This is a genomic window from Streptomyces sp. NPDC014882, from assembly GCF_043081325.1.
Lineage (GTDB): Bacteria > Actinomycetota > Actinomycetes > Streptomycetales > Streptomycetaceae > Streptomyces.
This window is the reverse complement of the sequence record NZ_JBIBWL010000005.1, coordinates 483463-499280: the sequence shown is the minus strand read 5'-3', so window position 1 is coordinate 499280 and position 15818 is coordinate 483463. Positions and strand designations below refer to the sequence as shown.

The 15818-nt window shown below is 73.3% G+C and carries 12 protein-coding genes; 8 read left to right on the top strand and 4 right to left on the bottom strand.

Translation table 11 applies throughout. The features are described 5' to 3' along the window. The first annotated feature begins 84 nt into the window (after positions 1-84). On the top strand, positions 85-1128 hold the full coding sequence (locus ACF09K_RS15905; RefSeq protein ID WP_392243896.1) for a DNA-3-methyladenine glycosylase family protein: 1044 nt from the start codon (positions 85-87) through the stop codon (positions 1126-1128). 247 nt (positions 1129-1375) lie between these two features. Here the strand turns inward: ACF09K_RS15905 and ACF09K_RS15900 are convergent, their stop codons facing one another. Together ACF09K_RS15900 and ACF09K_RS15895 are read right to left on the bottom strand one after the other, a co-directional pair. After that, the gene (locus ACF09K_RS15900) at positions 1376-2458 is read right to left on the bottom strand and encodes a sugar phosphate nucleotidyltransferase (RefSeq protein WP_392243894.1); all 1083 of its coding nucleotides are present in this window, start codon (positions 2456-2458) and stop codon (positions 1376-1378) included. Positions 2459-2703: 245 nt separating this feature from the next. Then, positions 2704-4173: a peptidoglycan recognition protein gene (locus ACF09K_RS15895; protein ID WP_392243892.1), complete on the bottom strand. Its 1470-nt coding sequence runs from the start codon at positions 4171-4173 to the stop codon at positions 2704-2706. A 129-nt stretch (positions 4174-4302) separates the two neighbouring features. Between ACF09K_RS15895 and ACF09K_RS15890 the strand changes: the two genes are divergently transcribed. The 4 genes from ACF09K_RS15890 (at position 4303) to ACF09K_RS15875 (ending at position 10272) form a co-directional block, all read left to right on the top strand. Beyond that, positions 4303-5061 carry a TIGR03089 family protein gene (locus ACF09K_RS15890; protein ID WP_392243891.1) on the top strand — a complete coding sequence of 253 codons (759 nt, stop codon included), beginning with the start codon at positions 4303-4305 and terminating at the stop codon, positions 5059-5061. A gap of 165 nt (positions 5062-5226) precedes the next feature. Then, positions 5227-6465, top strand: coding sequence for an LCP family protein (locus ACF09K_RS15885; protein ID WP_392243889.1), 1239 nt, complete (start codon positions 5227-5229; stop codon positions 6463-6465). 265 nt (positions 6466-6730) lie between these two features. Continuing rightward, positions 6731-8497 (top strand): LCP family protein, encoded by a 1767-nt coding sequence (locus ACF09K_RS15880; protein WP_392243887.1) that lies wholly within the window; start codon positions 6731-6733, stop codon positions 8495-8497. Between the two features lie 53 nt (positions 8498-8550). Then, a complete protein-coding gene (locus tag ACF09K_RS15875; protein WP_392243885.1) occupies positions 8551-10272 on the top strand; it encodes an LCP family protein in 1722 nt (573 codons plus the stop codon). Positions 10273-10300: 28 nt separating this feature from the next. Here the strand turns inward: ACF09K_RS15875 and ACF09K_RS15870 are convergent, their stop codons facing one another. Next, entirely contained in the window at positions 10301-11344 is a 1044-nt protein-coding gene (locus tag ACF09K_RS15870) for a glycosyltransferase family 2 protein (RefSeq protein ID WP_392243883.1), read from the bottom strand. A 237-nt stretch (positions 11345-11581) separates the two neighbouring features. Here ACF09K_RS15870 and ACF09K_RS15865 point away from each other — a divergent pair, with 237 nt between their 5' ends. Beyond that, positions 11582-12952 (top strand): LCP family protein, encoded by a 1371-nt coding sequence (locus tag ACF09K_RS15865; protein ID WP_392243881.1) that lies wholly within the window; start codon positions 11582-11584, stop codon positions 12950-12952. A gap of 204 nt (positions 12953-13156) precedes the next feature. Here ACF09K_RS15865 and ACF09K_RS15860 read toward each other — a convergent pair whose 3' ends face one another. Further along, complete coding sequence (locus ACF09K_RS15860) at positions 13157-13732, bottom strand: acyl-CoA thioesterase (RefSeq protein ID WP_392243879.1); 576 nt, start codon at positions 13730-13732, stop codon at positions 13157-13159. 119 nt (positions 13733-13851) lie between these two features. Between ACF09K_RS15860 and ACF09K_RS15855 the strand changes: the two genes are divergently transcribed. Both ACF09K_RS15855 and ACF09K_RS15850 read left to right on the top strand, forming a co-directional pair. Next, positions 13852-15135: an LCP family protein gene (locus ACF09K_RS15855; protein ID WP_392243877.1), complete on the top strand. Its 1284-nt coding sequence runs from the start codon at positions 13852-13854 to the stop codon at positions 15133-15135. Further along, a complete protein-coding gene (locus ACF09K_RS15850) occupies positions 15128-15757 on the top strand; it encodes an HAD-IA family hydrolase (protein WP_392243876.1) in 630 nt (209 codons plus the stop codon). The genes ACF09K_RS15855 and ACF09K_RS15850 overlap by 8 nt, the downstream gene beginning before the upstream one ends. Positions 15758-15818: the final 61 nt, after the last annotated feature.

The following is a 15818-nucleotide window of genomic DNA, read 5'->3' as shown; positions in this document are numbered from 1 at the left end:
CCTACCCTCGTAGGGCTCCGGTCGCCCCGCGGCGCGGCCCCTCCCGGTCCGCCCGCCCGACCCCGCCCGGCTAGGACCTCACTCGTGGCAGGACGCTTCGCTCCCCGGCCCCCGCTCCCCCACGGCCCGAAGGGCGTGGGGCGGGCCCCCGTGCCCGCGCGCGGCGGGCACGCCGGCGTGGGCGCCGGGACGCCCCGGCGGGCGTCCGCTGCCGGGCGGGTGCGGACCTGGGCGCCGGACGGGCCGCTCGATATCGGACTGGTGCTGGGTCCGCTCCGGCGCGGGCCCGCGGACCCGACGTTCCGGACGATGCCCGACGGATCGGTGTGGCGGGCCAGTCTGACGCCCGGCGGGCCGGGGACGCTGCGGGTCTCGGTGGTGCCCGGCGAGGGCACGGTGCGCGGGGAGGCCTGGGGGCCGGGGGCCGAGTGGCTGCTGGAGCGGCTGCCCGAACTGCTCGGGGCCGCGGACGATCCCGAGGCCTTCGTGCCGCGGCACCGGCTGGTGGCGATGACCCGGCACCGGCGGCCGGGACTGCGGTTGCTGCGCACCGGGCTGGTGCTGGAGTCGCTGATCCCGTCGGTCCTGGAGCAGAAGGTCACGACGGTCGAGGCGTACCGGGCGTGGCGGACGCTGGTGCGCGGGTTCGGGGAGCCGGCGCCCGGGCCCGCGGCGGGTGGGCGGCTGTGGGTGATGCCGGCGCCGCGGACCTGGGCGCTGATCCCTTCGTGGGACTGGCACCGGGCCGGGGTCGACGACAAGCGGGCGTCGACGGTCCTGCGGGCCGTGCGGGTCGCCGGGCGGCTGGAGGAGACGGTCCGGATGCCGCCGGACCGGGCGCGGGCCCGGCTGGAGGCCGTGCCGGGCATCGGACCGTGGACGTCCGCGGAGGTCGTGCAGCGCAGTCACGGGGCGGCGGACGCCGTGACCGTGGGGGACCTGCACCTGCCGGGGATCGTGGGGTGGGCGCTGGCGCGGGACCGGTACGCGGACGACGCGGGGATGCTGGCGTTGCTGGAGCCGTACGCGGGGCAGCGGCACCGGGCCGCGCGGTTGATCCTGCTGAGCGGGAGGACGCCCGAGCGGCGGGGGCCCCGGATGCCGGTGGGGGACATCGGGGGGCTCTGAGGCGGCGGGGTCCGCCCGGGGTGGCGCCCGGCCGGCCCTTCCCGCCCCGGCCCCCGGGGGCCGCGCCCCCAGCCCCGATCCCCCAGTCCCGATCCCCCAGTCCCCCGGACCCGCAGCCCCCGGGTCCCCCAGTTCCCGGTTCCCCAGAACCCCGGCCCCCTTCCCCCGGCCCCTGGCGGCCCTGAACGGGCCTCGTCCTCGAGCGCCGGACGGGCGGGAATCCCCGGCGGCTCGAACGACGGGGCGGCTACCGGTCCGAGGAGAACCTCAGGGCCGCCGCCGGGATCCTCGCGTCGCACCACACGCGCGCTCCGTCACGGAGTTCGTTGTCGGCGCCGACCACCGCGCCGTCGCCGATGACCGTGCCGGTGAGGACCGAGCGTTCGCCCACGCGGGCCCGGGTGCCGATGAGGGAGTCGGTGATGACCGCGCCGGGTTCGATCACCGCGCCGGGCAGGATCGTGGAGCCGGAGACGCGCGCGCCCTCCGCCACGAACGCGCCCTCGCCGACCACCGTGCCGCCGGTCAGCTTGGCGTCGGGCGCGACCGTGGCCGTCGGCAGGATCAGGCGGTCGCCGCAGCGGCCGGGGACCGCGGGGGACGGGGCACGGCCGAGGACCAGGTCCGCCGAGCCCCGGACGAAGGCCGCCGGGGTGCCGAGGTCCAGCCAGTACGTCGAGTCGACCATCCCCTGCAGGTGGGCGCCGGCGGACAGGAGGCCGGGGAACGTCTCGCGTTCCACCGAGACCGGGCGGCCGGCCGGGATCGTGTCGATGACCGAGCGGCGGAAGACGTAGGCGCCCGCGTTGATCTGGTCGGTGACGATCTCCTCGGGGCTCTGGGGCTTCTCCAGGAAGGCCAGGACCCGGCCCGTGCCGTCCGTCGGGACCAGGCCGTACGCCCTCGGGTCCGTCACCCTCGTCAGGTGCAGCGAGACGTCCGCCGCCGTCTCCTCGTGGATGGCCACCAGCCGTTCGATGTCCAGGCCGGTGAGGATGTCGCCGTTGAAGACCAGCACCGAGTCGTCGGGGCCCGAGCGGAGCCGGGACGCGACGTTGCGGATGGCTCCGCCGGTGCCGAGGGGCTCCTCCTCCGTGACGTACTCGATGTGGAGGCCCAGCGACGAGCCGTCGCCGAAGTACGGCTCGAAGACCTCGGCCAGGTAGCTCGTCGCGAGGACGATGTGGTCCACGCCCGCCGCTCTCGCCCGCGCCAGCTGGTGCGTGAGGAAGGGCACCCCCGCCGCCCTGACCATGGGCTTGGGCGTGTGCACCGTGAGCGGGCGCAGCCGGGTTCCCTTGCCGCCGACCAGGAGGATCGCTTCTGTCACCTTCGTCTCTGCTTCCTGCCGGGACCGGCCGAACTGTCTTTCGGCCGGCCAGTGTATGCAGACCGTGGTGCGGCAACTTCGATGGCCGTGCGGTGTCCCACGCGCAGTCCCCCCGACGGCTATGGAATGTGCCCCCCGCTGGACGTGTCCCCGTCCCGCCGGAGCCCGCCGCAGCCCGGCGGGGCCGCCGGGGGGGGGCGTCCCCGGCGGGCCCCGGGATCCGGGTGTCGGCGGTGTCGGCGGTGTCAGCGGCCCTGGTAGCCGGCCGCGGTCGTACGGGCCGAGCCGAGCTTGCCGTAGAGCTGCCGTCCTGGGCATTCCGTGGCGAAGCCGTCCCGGTGTCCGGAGATCACGTTCAGTCGTACGTTCTTACCTTTTCGGTAGAGATTGCCACCGCCGGACTTCAGGTATGTCTTTCCCCTCGGATCGGCGCCGAACAGGCCCAGCTTCCACGCCGTGAGGCGGGCGACGCCCTCGACCGCCGCGGCGGAGGGTTTGGTGGAGGTGAACGTGCCGAGGACGGCGATTCCCATGCTGTTGCTGTTGAAGCCGAGGGTGTGGGCGCCCAGGACCGGCTTCGCCACGCCCCCCGCGCGGCCCTCGTAGATGGTGCCGCACTTGTCGACGAGGAAGTTGTAGCCGATGTCCCGCCAGCCCATGCTCTTGACGTGGTAGCGGTAGATACCGCGGATGAGGGACGGGACCTGCGAGCACGTGTACGTGTTGCCCGAGGCCGTGTGGTGCACGAAGGCGGCCTTGACCTTCGTCGTGTACACGAACTTCTTCGCCCGCAGCTTCTCGTCGGCGCCCCAGCCGCGGCGCGTGACGATGCCGGGGCGGGGGCCGATGTACGGCTTCGCGCGCTGAGCCGCCGTCAGTCGGCCGGAGCGGAGGATGGGGAGTTCGCTCTCGGTGTCCGCGCGGTCGAGGGCGGGGATCTCGGTGGCGCCGAGGGGCGCGAGGGCCGCGTTGGCGGCGGAGGCCGCCACCGACTCGGCCGTCGTGCCGGCGGCCCGCTCCGCCGCCGCGTCCGCCGCCGCGCCCGTCACCGCGTCCGCCGCCGCGTCCGCAGGGGTGTCGGCCCGGCCGCGGAGGGGGCCCGCGGGGGCGTGGGCGGGGGCGGTGGTGCCGGGGTCGACGAGTTCCAGGCGCATTCCCGCGGGGAGTCCGAGGGGCGAGGACATGGTGCGGGAGCCGCCCGCGGTGTCCTCCGTGCGCCGCTCGGCGGCCGGGCTGACGCGGACCTCGACGCCGTCCGACTCCCCCACCCAGAGCGGGGCGGTGGCGCCGCGGACGCGGCCCGAGGCGCGTTCGGGCGTGTCGGGGTCGGCGCCGTGGTCGGCGTTGTGCGTCTCGACGTCCTGCCAGCCGGACCAGGTGCCGGTGCCCGCGGCGCGCGTACGGACCTGGACGCGGCCGTGCAGTTCGGCGTCCGGGTCGTCCCAGACGACGCCGAGGAGGGAGAAGGACCGTACGTCGCGGGGCGGCAGGCCCTGTTCGGCGCCGGCGGCACGGTCGCGGGCGAGGGGGGTCAGGGGCAGCGACTGGGTGCTGCCGGGGAGCGGGGCGGCGGGGCCGGCGGGCCGGGCCGCGGCGGGCGCCGCCTGCGCGGTCGACGCCGGACGCGCCGTCACCGCGGAGGCGGGGGGCGTCAGCGGGAGGGCCAGCGCGGCCGCACAGGTGACGCCGATCGGGGAAGCAAGCAGTCCACGCATGCCACCGATCCTGGACATAGCAATACATTTCTGTCCATCGGGGTCTTGACGGGGCGTCGGAGGGTGTTCGGCCGAACCGGTGGCCCGGCGGCGGGCGTTCGCCCCGGGGCTGCGCGTACGCTGACGCGGGTGAACGCCACTGACCGCACCCCCGCCGACCTGCTGCGTTCCGCGCTCGCCGCGGATCCCGCCCGCCCCCTGGTGACCTTCTACGACGACACCACGGGCGAACGGGTCGAATTGTCCGTGGCCACCTTCGCCAATTGGGTGGCCAAGACCGCCAACCTCCTCCAGGACGGGCTGTCCGCCGAACCCGGTGACCGCGTCGCGCTGCTGCTGCCCGCGCACTGGCAGACGGCGGTGTGGCTGGTGGCGTGTTCCTCGGTCGGGGTCGTCGCGGACGTGGCCGGGGACCCGGCCCGCGCGGACTTCGTCGTGGCCGGGCCCGGCCGGTTCGAGGCGGGGCTGGCGTGCCGGGGCGAACGGTACGCGCTGTCGCTCGCGCCGCTGGGCCGCCGGTTCGTCCCGGCACCGCCGGAGGGGTACGCCGACTACGCGGTGGACGTCCCGACCCACGGCGACCGTTTCGCGCCGTACGCGCCCGTCGACCCCGAGGCGCCCGCGCTGATCGTGGCCGGCGCGGAGTACACGGGCGCGGAGCTGGTGGAGCGCGCCCGCGCCGACGCGCCGGCGCTCGGCCTCACGGGCCCCGGCTCCCGCCTCCTGTCGGGCCTGCCGTACGACACCTGGGAGGGTCTCAGCGCCGGCCTGTACGCCCCCCTGGCCACCGGCGGGTCGGTCGTCCTGTGCCGGAACCTGGCCGAGGCGTCGGAGGAGACCCTGACCAGGCGGATCGACAGCGAACGGGTGACGGCCACGGCGCGGTAGCCGCGGCTCCCTCGCCGGCGGCCGCCCGCCCCGCCCGCCCCCGTCCCGTCACCCCTCCCGTCACCCGTTCGGCCTCTTCCCGACCGCGCCCCGCCTCCGCCCGCGGCATCGTCGTAGGGACTGCACGGCGTTTTCGTACGGTGAGCGGGAGGGGCGGGTGCCGGCGTGAGGGAGAGCGAGGACGCGGCAGGCCCCCTCGGGACGGGCGGCGGGGCGGGCGGCGGGGCGGAGCGGCCGGCCGGGACGGGGAGCGGGGCGTCCGCTCTCGGTGCGGGGCTCGCGCGGCGGCGCCGGCGGCGGTGGGCGGGGGCCGGGCTGGGGGCGGTGGCGCTGCTCGTGGCGGGTACCGGGGTGGCCGGGTGGGTGCTCTACGCCAAGCTCGACGGGAACATCACGCCGGACGAGGCGGCCGCGGCGGAGCTCGCGCGCTACGCGAAGGAGCGGCCGACCGCCCTGGTGAAGGACGCGCAGAACGTGCTGCTGATCGGCTCGGACTCGCGTGCGGGGGACGGCAACAGCGCGTACGGGCGGGACTCGGGGACCGAGCGGTCGGACACGACGATCCTGCTGCACCTGTCCGCCGGGCGGCGCAGCGCGACCGCCGTGTCGATACCCCGCGATCTCATGGTGGACGTGCCGGCCTGCCGGCGGCCGGACGGCTCCCGGTCGGCGCCGGTGTTCGCGATGTTCAACCACTCCTTCCAGACGGGCGGTTCGGCCTGCACGATCCGGACGGTCGAGAGGCTGACGGGTGTCCGGATCGACCATCACGTGGTCGTCGACTTCCACGGCTTCAAGAAGATGGTCGACGCCCTCGACGGCGTGGAGGTGTGCCTGAAGGAGCCGATCCGCGACGAGGCGGCCAAGCTGCGGCTGCCCGCGGGGCGGGTGACGCTCGACGGCGAGCAGGCCCTCGGCTACGTCCGCGCCCGCAAGTCCCTCGGCAACGGCAGCGACACCGACCGGATGGACCGGCAGCAGCGGTTCCTCGGCGCGCTCGTCGACAAGGCGCAGGGCAACGACGTCCTGCTGAACCCGGTGAAGCTGTACCCGGTGCTGGACGCCGCCACGTCCTCGCTCACCACCGACCCGGCCCTGGCGAGCCTGCGGGGCCTGTACGACCTCGTGCGCGGCCTGCGCGACATTCCCACCGAACAGGTGCGCTTCCTGACCGTGCCGCGGGAGTCGTACGTCCACGACGCCAATCGCGACCAGCTCGTGGAGCCCGCGGCGAAGAAGCTCTTCGAGCGGCTGAGGACGGACGCGCCCGTTTCCGTCACCGAGAGGAAAGCGCCGGGGAATTCCACCTCTTCGGAGTCGCCCGATCACGATGTGTACGCGTCACCGAGTCCCGCCGGACCGACTTTCCGGGGAAACACGGCCGGTGATCACACCTGCACGTGAGCCGCGTGCGCGGCCACGGGTAAAACGCTTCCCAAGCCGACCGGTCACGGCGAACTCCAGTTCAAGGAATTGGACCGTATTGCCCGGTTGTAGGGACGTGGAATTTGTCACCGCCGTCGCTGTACGCCGAACTTGGCGGATAGTGTGAGCGCTCCGGTGACCCGGCCTGAGGACCGTTCTGGGGTCGAGCACTGTGTGACCGAGACCCGAGCGCCTTAGAAGGGGGAAAGGCGCCGCGTGGCCCCGACGGAGGATTCGGACAACCGTGGACGCGCAAGGCCGTGGGCGGGCGGACAACATCGACCCCGCAGACCAGTGGGTGCTCAATCCGGACACCGGCGAATACGAACTGCGACTGGCCCCTTCCGCTCCGCAGTCGGCGGTGCCCGGGCCCCGCAGGCGCTCCGCCCGTGCGGCGGGCGGCGGACCGGGCTCCGGGCCCGCCTCCGGCAGCCGTACGAAGTCGGCGGAGGCTCCGGCGCGGGAGTCCTCGGAGGTTCCGGAGCCGCGCCGCCGGCGGAGCGCGCCGGAGGAGCCGTCACCGAGCAGGCGCGGGCGCCGGCCGGTGAAGAAGAAGGCGAAGACGAAGAAGGTCCTGCTGTGGACCGGCGGGGTCATGGCCTTCGTGCTGGTGGGCACCGCCGGTGCGGCCTACCTCTACCTCGAGCACCTCAACGACAACATCACCTCCGTCTCCGACGACGGCGCGAGCACCGGTGGTTTCAGCAAGGACAAGGCGATCAACATCCTGCTGATCGGCACCGACAAGCGCACCGGCGCGGGCAACGCCGGCTACGGCGACGCCGGCAGCCCGGGCCACGCCGACACGACGATCCTGCTGCACGTCTCCAAGGACCGGACGAACGCGACCGCGCTGAGCATCCCGCGCGACCTGATCGTGGACATCCCGGACTGCCCGACCGAGCAGGAGGACGGCAGCAGCAAGGTCATCGCGGGCACGCCGGGCGCCCGCTTCAACACGAGCCTCGGCCAGGGCGGCCGTACGCCCAGCTGCACCATGCGTACGGTGACGGAGCTGACCGGGGTCACGCCGGACAACTTCATGGTGGCCGACTTCAACGCGGTCAAGACGCTGACGACGGCGGTCGACGGGGTCGAGGTGTGCCTGGCCAAGGACATCGACGACCCGGACTCGCACCTGAAGCTGTCGGAGGGCACGCACACCATCCAGGGCGAGCAGGCGCTGGCGTTCCTGCGCACCCGGCACTCGGTGGGCTACGGCGGCGACCTGAGCCGGATCGCGATCCAGCAGCAGTTCCTCGGCTCGCTGATGCGCAAGCTGAAGTCGAACGACACGCTCACCAGCCCCACCAAGATGATCAAGCTGGCAGAGGCGGGCACGGAGGCGCTCACCGTCGACTCCCAGCTGGACAGCATCTCCAAGCTGAAGGACCTCGGCCTGGAGCTGGGCAAGCTCAACACCAAGAACCTGACCTTCACCACCGTGCCGGTCGTCGACAACCCGGCCGAGAAGGTCAAGGCCACGGTCGTCCTGAACCAGTCGACCGCGCCCACCGTCTTCCGGATGATCCAGGACGACGTGTCCTTCACCGAGGTGAAGCAGCAGGCGAAGGCGTCGAAGGACGCGGCGGCCGCGGCCGCGGCGGCCCGGCTCAAGGGCACTCAGTCCGCGGCCTCCGAGGTGCGGGTGCGGATCATGAACGGCGGCGCCAAGGGCGGCAGCGCACAGGCCACCCTCAGCTGGCTGCAGAACGAGCAGGGCGTGACGAAGTCCGAGAACGCGGGCAACGCGCCGGCGGAACTCAGCAGGACGACGCTCGAGTACGGGCCGGAACAGGCCGCCCAGGCGCGCAAGCTCGCCGCCGTCATGGGGCTGCCGGGGACCGCGCTGAAGCCGGGCGAGAGCGTCACCAACGCCCAGGGTCTGCCGACGATGACGCTGACGCTGGGCAAGGACTTCAAGGGCGCGGGCGTCTCGCTCACGGCCCCGACGACCGTGCCGGACACGGTCGACAAGTCCACGGCGGACAAGGTCCAGTGCGCCAAGTAGGTAACCCTGCGGGCCCGTCAAGCGTCTGACTTGACGCGGGACGGGCCCGTGTCATGTCAGGCGCACGGCGGGGAGGGGCAGGGCCAGTGGGGCGGAGCACTGTACGGGGGACGGTTCCCGGGAGCGGGGACACCACGTCCGCTGCGGCGGACGACGGGGACGGGACCGCGGCCGGGGACGGCGGCGCCCGGGACGCGGCCGGGGACGGAGGCGCGGGCGACAGCGCGGGCGGGCCCGGTGACGGCGGGCGCGGAGCCGGCGGCACCGGCCGCAGAGGGCGCGGACGGCGCGCGCTGCGCTGGTCGGCGACCGTGCTCACGCTGGTGATACTGGGCGGCGCGGGGGCCGGATACCTCTACTACGAGCATCTCAACGCCAACATCAAGAGCGACCGGCTGAACCTGGGCGACGCCAAGGACCGGGCGGCGGAGACCAAGGTCAACGAGGCCGGTCAGAAGGCGCTGAACATCCTGCTGATCGGTTCCGACGCGCGGGACACCGCGGAGAACCAGAAGCTCGGCGGGGCCAGGGAGACCTTCAACGGCACGCCTCTCGCCGACGTCCAGATGCTGCTGCACGTGTCCGCGGACCGCAGCAACATGTCGGTGGTGAGCATGCCGCGCGACACCCTGCTCGACATCCCCAGGTGCACCGACCCGGACACCGGCGAGGTGTACCGGGCGCTCACCCGGGAGATCACCAACTCCTCGCTGGGGCGCGGCGGTCCGGGGTGCACGGTGGCCACCTGGGAGAAGCTCACCGACATCCACATCGACCACTTCATGATGATCGACTTCGCCGGCGTGGTCTCGATGGCGGACGCGATCGGCGGCGTCCCGGTGTGCGTGGACGCCAACGTCCACTCGCACACCAGCACCGGCAAGGGCTCCGGCCTGAAACTGGCGGAGGGCACCCACGACATCAAGGGCGAGCAGGCCCTCCAGTGGCTGCGCACCCGTTACGGCTTCGAGGACGACACCGACCTGGCGCGCGCCAAGGCGCAGCACATGTACATGAACTCGATGGTCCGTCAGCTGCGCTCGGAGGCGAAGCTGACCAACCCCAACGGACTGCGCAAGCTCGCCGAGGCGGCCACGCGGGCGATCACCGTCGACGAGGGCCTGGACAGCATCAAGAAGATGTACGACCTGGCGACCGAGCTGCAGAAGGTGCCCACCGAGCGCATCACCATGACGACGATGCCCAACCGGTACGACACCGCGCAGCCCGGCCGGGTGGTGCCCACCGAGGACGCCGGGAAGCTGTTCCGCCTGGTGCGCGAGGACATCGCCCTGGACGGCAAGGACGCCGCGAAGGCCACCGCGAGCCCGTCGCCGTCCCCGTCGGTCACGGACGCCGCCGCCGCGGACGCCGAGATCGCCGTGCGGGTCCACAACGGCACGTACACCGACGCGTCGGGCGCGGCCCGCGGGCGGGCGGCCGCGGTGACGCAGCTGCTGGTCGGCAAGGGCTTCACCGGGGCCACGGCCGACACCTCGCCGGCCACCCCCGAGAAGACGACGGTGGTCCGCTACCCGAGCGCCGACCTCCAGGCCGACGCCCTGCGGGTGGCGAAGGTCCTCGGGATCCCGGCGGGCCAGGTGAAGCGGTCCACCGAGGTCTCCGGGGTCACCCTCCTCGTGGGCGCGGACTGGCGTTCGGGCACGGCGTACAAGGCGCCGGTGGAGGACGACAGGACGCCCACCTCGGCGGAGACGATGAACGCCGCCGACACCAGCCAGTGCATGCACGTGGACCCGGCCTACACCTGGTAGACCGGGCCCACCGGCCGCCGCGCGGTGCTCAGTTCGTGCTGAGGACCGCGGGGCGGCGGGAGGCGATGACCTTCTTCGCCAGCGACTTCGGGCTGGTCAGGAAGCCGAACCCCCACGACATGTGCATGGTGGCGAGGGCCACCGGGATCTGCAGGCGCGCCCTGAGCGGCAGCCCCTTGCCGGCCGGCAGCGAGCCGAGGGCGATCGCCGCCAGGTAGCCGCCGGGGACCAGGAAGCCGAGCGGGGTGAGGGCGGCGCCGACCACGGTCCCGGCCGCGATCGCGCACACCGCGGTCGGCGGGGCGAGGTAGCGCAGGTTGATGGAGCCCTGGTGGTAGCGGGCGACGACGTGCCGCCAACGGCCGTAGTCCTTGTACTGCTTGGCGAGCGCCCTGACGCTGGGCCGCGGGCGGTAGGACACCTTCAGCTCGGGCGAGAACCAGATCAGTCCGCCGGCCTCGCGGATGCGGAAGTTCAGCTCCCAGTCCTGGGCGCGGATGAACTCCTCGTTGTAGCCGCCCTGCCGCTCCAGCGCCTCGCGCCGGAAGACGCCGAGGTAGACGGTCTCGGCCGGGCCGGCCTGTCCCCCGGTGTGGAAGGCGGCGTTGCCGACCCCGATCTTCGAGGTCATCGCGGCGGCGACCGCGTGCTCCCAGTCGTTCTCGCCCTCGGCGTGCATGATGCCGCCGACGTTCTGCGCGCCGGTCTCCTCCAGGAGCCGTACGGCGGTGGCGATGTAGTTCGGCGAGAGCATGCCGTGCCCGTCGACGCGGACGACGACCGGATGGCGCGAGGCCTTGATCGCGGCGTTCAGGGCGGCGGGCGTACGGCCCGTCGGGTTCGGGACGGTGTGGACGCGCTTGTTCTGGTCGGACGCAGTGTCGGCGACGAGTTCGGCGGCGATCTCGTCCGTGCGGTCCGTGGACGGACCGAGGGCGATCACGACCTCCATCTCGCCTGCGTACTCCTGCGCGAGGATCGCTTGGACCGCTCCGCGCAGATGCCGCTCCTCGTTGAGGACGGGCATGATGACGGACACGGCGGGGAGCTGCACGTCGGACTTCGCGTTCATAGGAGCATCACGTTACCGCGAACGGGGGACACCGGTGCGCGCCGCCCGGTGCCTGTGACGGGCGGCGGACCGCGTCGGCCTACGGTGCTCACGGCCCCCTCGTACGCCTCGTACGGCCGTCGCCCGGAGGTGACCCGCTTGTCCCCCACCCCGCCCCGGACCCCCGCCTCCCGGCCGGCGCGTCGCCCGCGGCGCCGGGCGGACCGCCCCGCACCGGGGAAGCGTCCCCGCTGGGCCGTGCGGGCGACCATGACGCTCTCGGTCGTCGTGCTGGCCTCCGCCGGGATCGGGCACTTCCTGGTCAGCGGCCTCGACTCCGGGATCGCCCGCGTCGATCCCTTCAAGGACATGAAGAACCGCCCGCGCGCCGGCCACGGCATGAACGTGCTGATGGTCGGCACCGACGGCCGCGACCGGATCACCGAGGCCGAGCGGCAGCGGTACCGGCTCGGCGGCGCGCCCTGCCACTGCACCGACACGCTGATGATCGTGCACATCTCGGAAGACCGGGACCGGGCGAGCGTGGTCAGCCTGCCGCGCGACTCCTACGCCGAGACGCCGCCGCACACTGACCGGACCACCGGCGAGGAGCACCACGGCCACCCGATCAAGATCAACGCGGCGTACGCGGAGGGCGGACCGCAGCTGACCGTGCGGACCGTCGAGCACATGACCCGCGTGAAGATCGACCACTACCTGGAGGTCGACTTCACCAGCTTCATGAGGACCGTCGACGTCCTGGGCGGCGTGCGGATCTGCACGGACCGGCGGCTGACCGACCCCTACACCGGCCTCGACCTCGCGCCCGGCAACCACACCCTGCGCGGCGGGGAGGCCCTCCGGTACGTCCGCTCCCGGCACTCCGACGCCTCCTCCGACCTCGGCCGGATGAAACGCCAGCAGCAGTTCCTGGCGGGGCTGGTGGACCGGGCGACCTCCTCCGGGATCCTGCTGAACCCGCTGAAGTTCCGCGACGTGACGCGGGCGGTGCTGGGCTCGGTGCGGGCCGACCGCGGCTTCGGCACGGACGAGCTGCTGGACCTCGGGCGGGCGATGCGCACCTTCTCCCCCTCCTCCTCGGAGTTCGCGACCGTCCCCATCGGGCGGATGGGGTACGCCGTGAAGGGCATCGGCTCGACCGTGAAGTGGGACCCGGTCCGCGCCGAGCGCCTCTTCCGGGCCCTGCGCGACGACAAGCCCCTCGCCACGACGCCGCGTCCGCGCGCGCGGACGCGGGCCGTGCCCGTGGAGGTGGCCCCGCAGCGGATCCGCGTCCGGGTGGAGAACGGCACCCGCACGCCCGGCCTGGCCAAGCGGGTCGACGCGGCCCTGCGCGTCACCGGCTTCCGTACGACCGGACGGCCGGCCACGGCCCGCGACACCTCGGTGCGCCGCACGGTCGTCTCCTACGACCCCCGCTGGGACCGCTCCGCGAGGTCCCTGGCCGCCGCCCTGCCCGGCAGCGTGCTGCGCCCGGTCCCGGGCCTCGGCCCCGTCCTGAAGGTCACCGCCGGCACGGAGGCCCACAGCGTCCGCGAGGTCGGGACGGCCGTCCCGGACCGGACCGGGTCCGCGGTGGTCCGCGGCGACGAGGTGGGCTGCTCCTGAGGGGCCGGCTCCGCGGGGCCGAGGGGGGCGCCGGGGTGTGCGGGCCGCCACCGGCCGGGCGGGCCGGGGCTCCTCGGGCGTCCTCGGGCGTCCTCGGGCGTCCTCGGGCATCCGAGCCGTCCCGGTCGCCTCAGTCGCGCCTCAGCCGCATCGAGCGCCTCAGCCGCATCATTCGCCTCGGTCGTCTCGGTCGTCTCGGTCGTCTCAGTCGTCGAAGCCCTCTGCCGCCCGGCGCTCGCGGAGTTCCATGATGGCCCGGCGGCGGGACAGGCGGTGGGTGCGGCGGATCTGGGCCTCCTGGTAGCGGCGGCGGTCGCGGTCGGTCTCGGGCAGGACCGGGGGGACGGGGCGGGGCCTGCCGTCGGCGTCGACGGCGGCGAAGACGAGGTAGGCGGAGCCGACCTGGGTGGGCGGCGTGGACTCGTTCCAGCGTTCGGCCAGGACCCGGACGCCGACCTCCATGGAGGTCCGGCCGGTCCAGTTGACCTGGGCCTTCACATGGACGAGGTCTCCCACGCGGACCGGCTCGAGGAACGCCATCTCGTCCATGGACGCGGTGACGGCGGGTCCGCCGGAGTGCCGGCCGGCCACCGCGCCCGCCGCGTCGTCGACGAGCTTCATGATCACGCCACCGTGCACCGTGCCCAGGAGGTTGGTGTCGTGGTGGCTCATGATGTGGCTGAGCGTGGTGCGCGACGCGGACGTGGGCTTGCCCGGGATGCCCTCGGTGTCCGAGGCGCCCGAGGTGTCCGAGTGCACGGGGGTGACCTGGTCTGTCATGTCCTCCACCTTATGCCGAGGCGGACAAGCCGGGACTTTGTGTCAGGTTGGCAACAGCGGGGCGCTGATTCTCCGACGCCCCTGTGAGGCACACAGGGCTTCCCGGCACACTGGGGCCCATGAATGACTGGCCCGAGGGATGGTCCGACAACAACCGCGGCTCCGGGTACGGACGTGGCGGCGCGAGCGCACGGCCCGAGAGCGCGCGCGTGATGCGACAGGTCCGCCGCGGTCCGGCCGCCCCGCCGCAGGGCGCCGGTGTCCCGCAGCAGCCGTCGTACGTCGACGGCCAGGGATACGGCGACGGCGGCGGCGACTACACCAACGCCCGCAACACCGGGTACGACAGCGGTTACAGCACGGGCCAGGTCTACGGCGGCGGCGGATCCGACGGGCCGGGCGGCACCGGCGCCGCGCGCCCCGCGCCCGACTGGCGCCGCCGGATCAAGTGGACCGCGATCAGCGTCGCGACCGTGCTGGTCGTGACGACCGTCGGGACGTACTTCTGGGCCGACTCCAAGCTGAACCGCGAGGTCGACCTGTCGAAGGTCATCGAGCGGCCCGAGGGCGGCGAGGGCACCAACTTCCTCATCGTCGGCTCCGACAGCCGTGAGGGCATGTCCGCCGAGGAGAAGAAGGCGCTGCACACCGGCTCCGCCGAGGGCAAGCGCACCGACTCGATGATGATCCTGCACACCGGGTCCAACGGCGACACCCTGATCTCGCTGCCCCGCGACTCCGACGTGGAGATCCCGTCGTTCGTCGGCTCGGAGTCCGGCAAGCGCTACGCGGGCACGGGCCGGCACACCAAGCTGAACGCGGCGTACGCGATGGACGGCCCGGAGCTGCTCGTCCGCACGATCGAGTTCAACACCGGGCTGCACATCGACCACTACGTGGAGATCGGCTTCGCGGGCTTCGCGAACATCGTGGACGCGGTCGGCGGCGTCGAGATCGACATCCCGCAGGACATCAAGGACACCAAGTCCGGCGCGGACCTCAAGAAGGGCAAGCAGACCCTGGACGGCGAGGAGTCCCTCGCCTTCGTCCGCACCCGGTACGCGCTCGCCGGTTCCGACCTGGACCGCACGAAGAACCAGCAGAAGTTCCTCGCGGCCCTCGCGAACCAGGTGGCCACGCCCGGCACGGTCCTCAACCCGTTCAAGCTGTACCCGACCATGAGCGCCGGCCTGGACACCCTGATCGTCGACAAGGACATGGGCCTGTACGACCTGGGGTCGATGTTCTTCGCGATGAAGGGCGTCAACGGCGGCGATGGCACGTCGATGAACATGCCGATCTCGGGGTCCACCGGCGGCAACCTCGTCTGGGACAAGGCGAAGGTGAAGCAGCTGGTGAGCCAGCTGAAGAACGACGAGAAGGTCACGGTGTCGGGTGGCTGACCGGTCCACCGCCGTACGGCCCTTCGACGCGGTCCTGTGCGACGTCGACAACGTGATCCGGACCTTCGACTCCGCCCACCTGGAGGCGCTGGAACGGATCGCGGGGATCGCGGAGGGCACCACCAAGAAGGTGGCGTTCTCGCCCGAGGTCGACGGACCGCTGCTGCTGGGGCGGATCACCGAGCAGGAGTGGGTGGCGTCCATCGCGGCCGGGCTGGCCGGGCTGGTGGACGAGGAGACGGGCTGGGCGCTGGGCACCGCCCTGCTGGAGTCGCCCTTCCGGGCCGACGTGACGGTGCTGGAGCTGCTGCGCCGGGCGCGGGTGCGGGTGCCGCTGGTCCTCGTCACCAACGCCACGCTCGGGCTGGAGCGCGACCTGGAGGCCATGGGCCTCACCGAGCTGGCCGACGAGGTCGTCAGCAGCGCCCGCGTCGGCCTCGCCAAGCCCGACCGCCGCATCCTCGAACTGGGCGCGGCACGGGCGGGCGTACGCCCCGAGCGCTGCCTGTTCGTCGACGACACCGAGGAGAACGTCGAGGCGGCCGCCGCCCTCGGCATGACGGCCGTCCACTTCCGGGCGGCGGCCGACCTGGAGAGGGCGCTGGAGCCGCTGTTCGCCTGAGGCGCTTTCGAGAGTCCCGTCCGCCCGGCTCCCGGGCGGTGCGCGTACGGCTGTCGCCCCG

What these genes read in the sequence shown, in the direction of transcription:
- ACF09K_RS15870 (WP_392243883.1), bottom strand. Translation starts at nt 11,344, where the DNA reads ATGAACGCGAAGTCCGACGTGCAGCTCCCCGCCGTGTCCGTCATCATG.
- ACF09K_RS15895 (WP_392243892.1), bottom strand. Translation starts at nt 4,173, where the DNA reads ATGCGTGGACTGCTTGCTTCCCCGATCGGCGTCACCTGTGCGGCCGCG.
- ACF09K_RS15855 (WP_392243877.1), top strand. Translation starts at nt 13,852, where the DNA reads ATGAATGACTGGCCCGAGGGATGGTCCGACAACAACCGCGGCTCCGGG.
- ACF09K_RS15860 (WP_392243879.1), bottom strand. Translation starts at nt 13,732, where the DNA reads ATGACAGACCAGGTCACCCCCGTGCACTCGGACACCTCGGGCGCCTCG.
- ACF09K_RS15875 (WP_392243885.1), top strand. Translation starts at nt 8,551, where the DNA reads ATGTCAGGCGCACGGCGGGGAGGGGCAGGGCCAGTGGGGCGGAGCACT.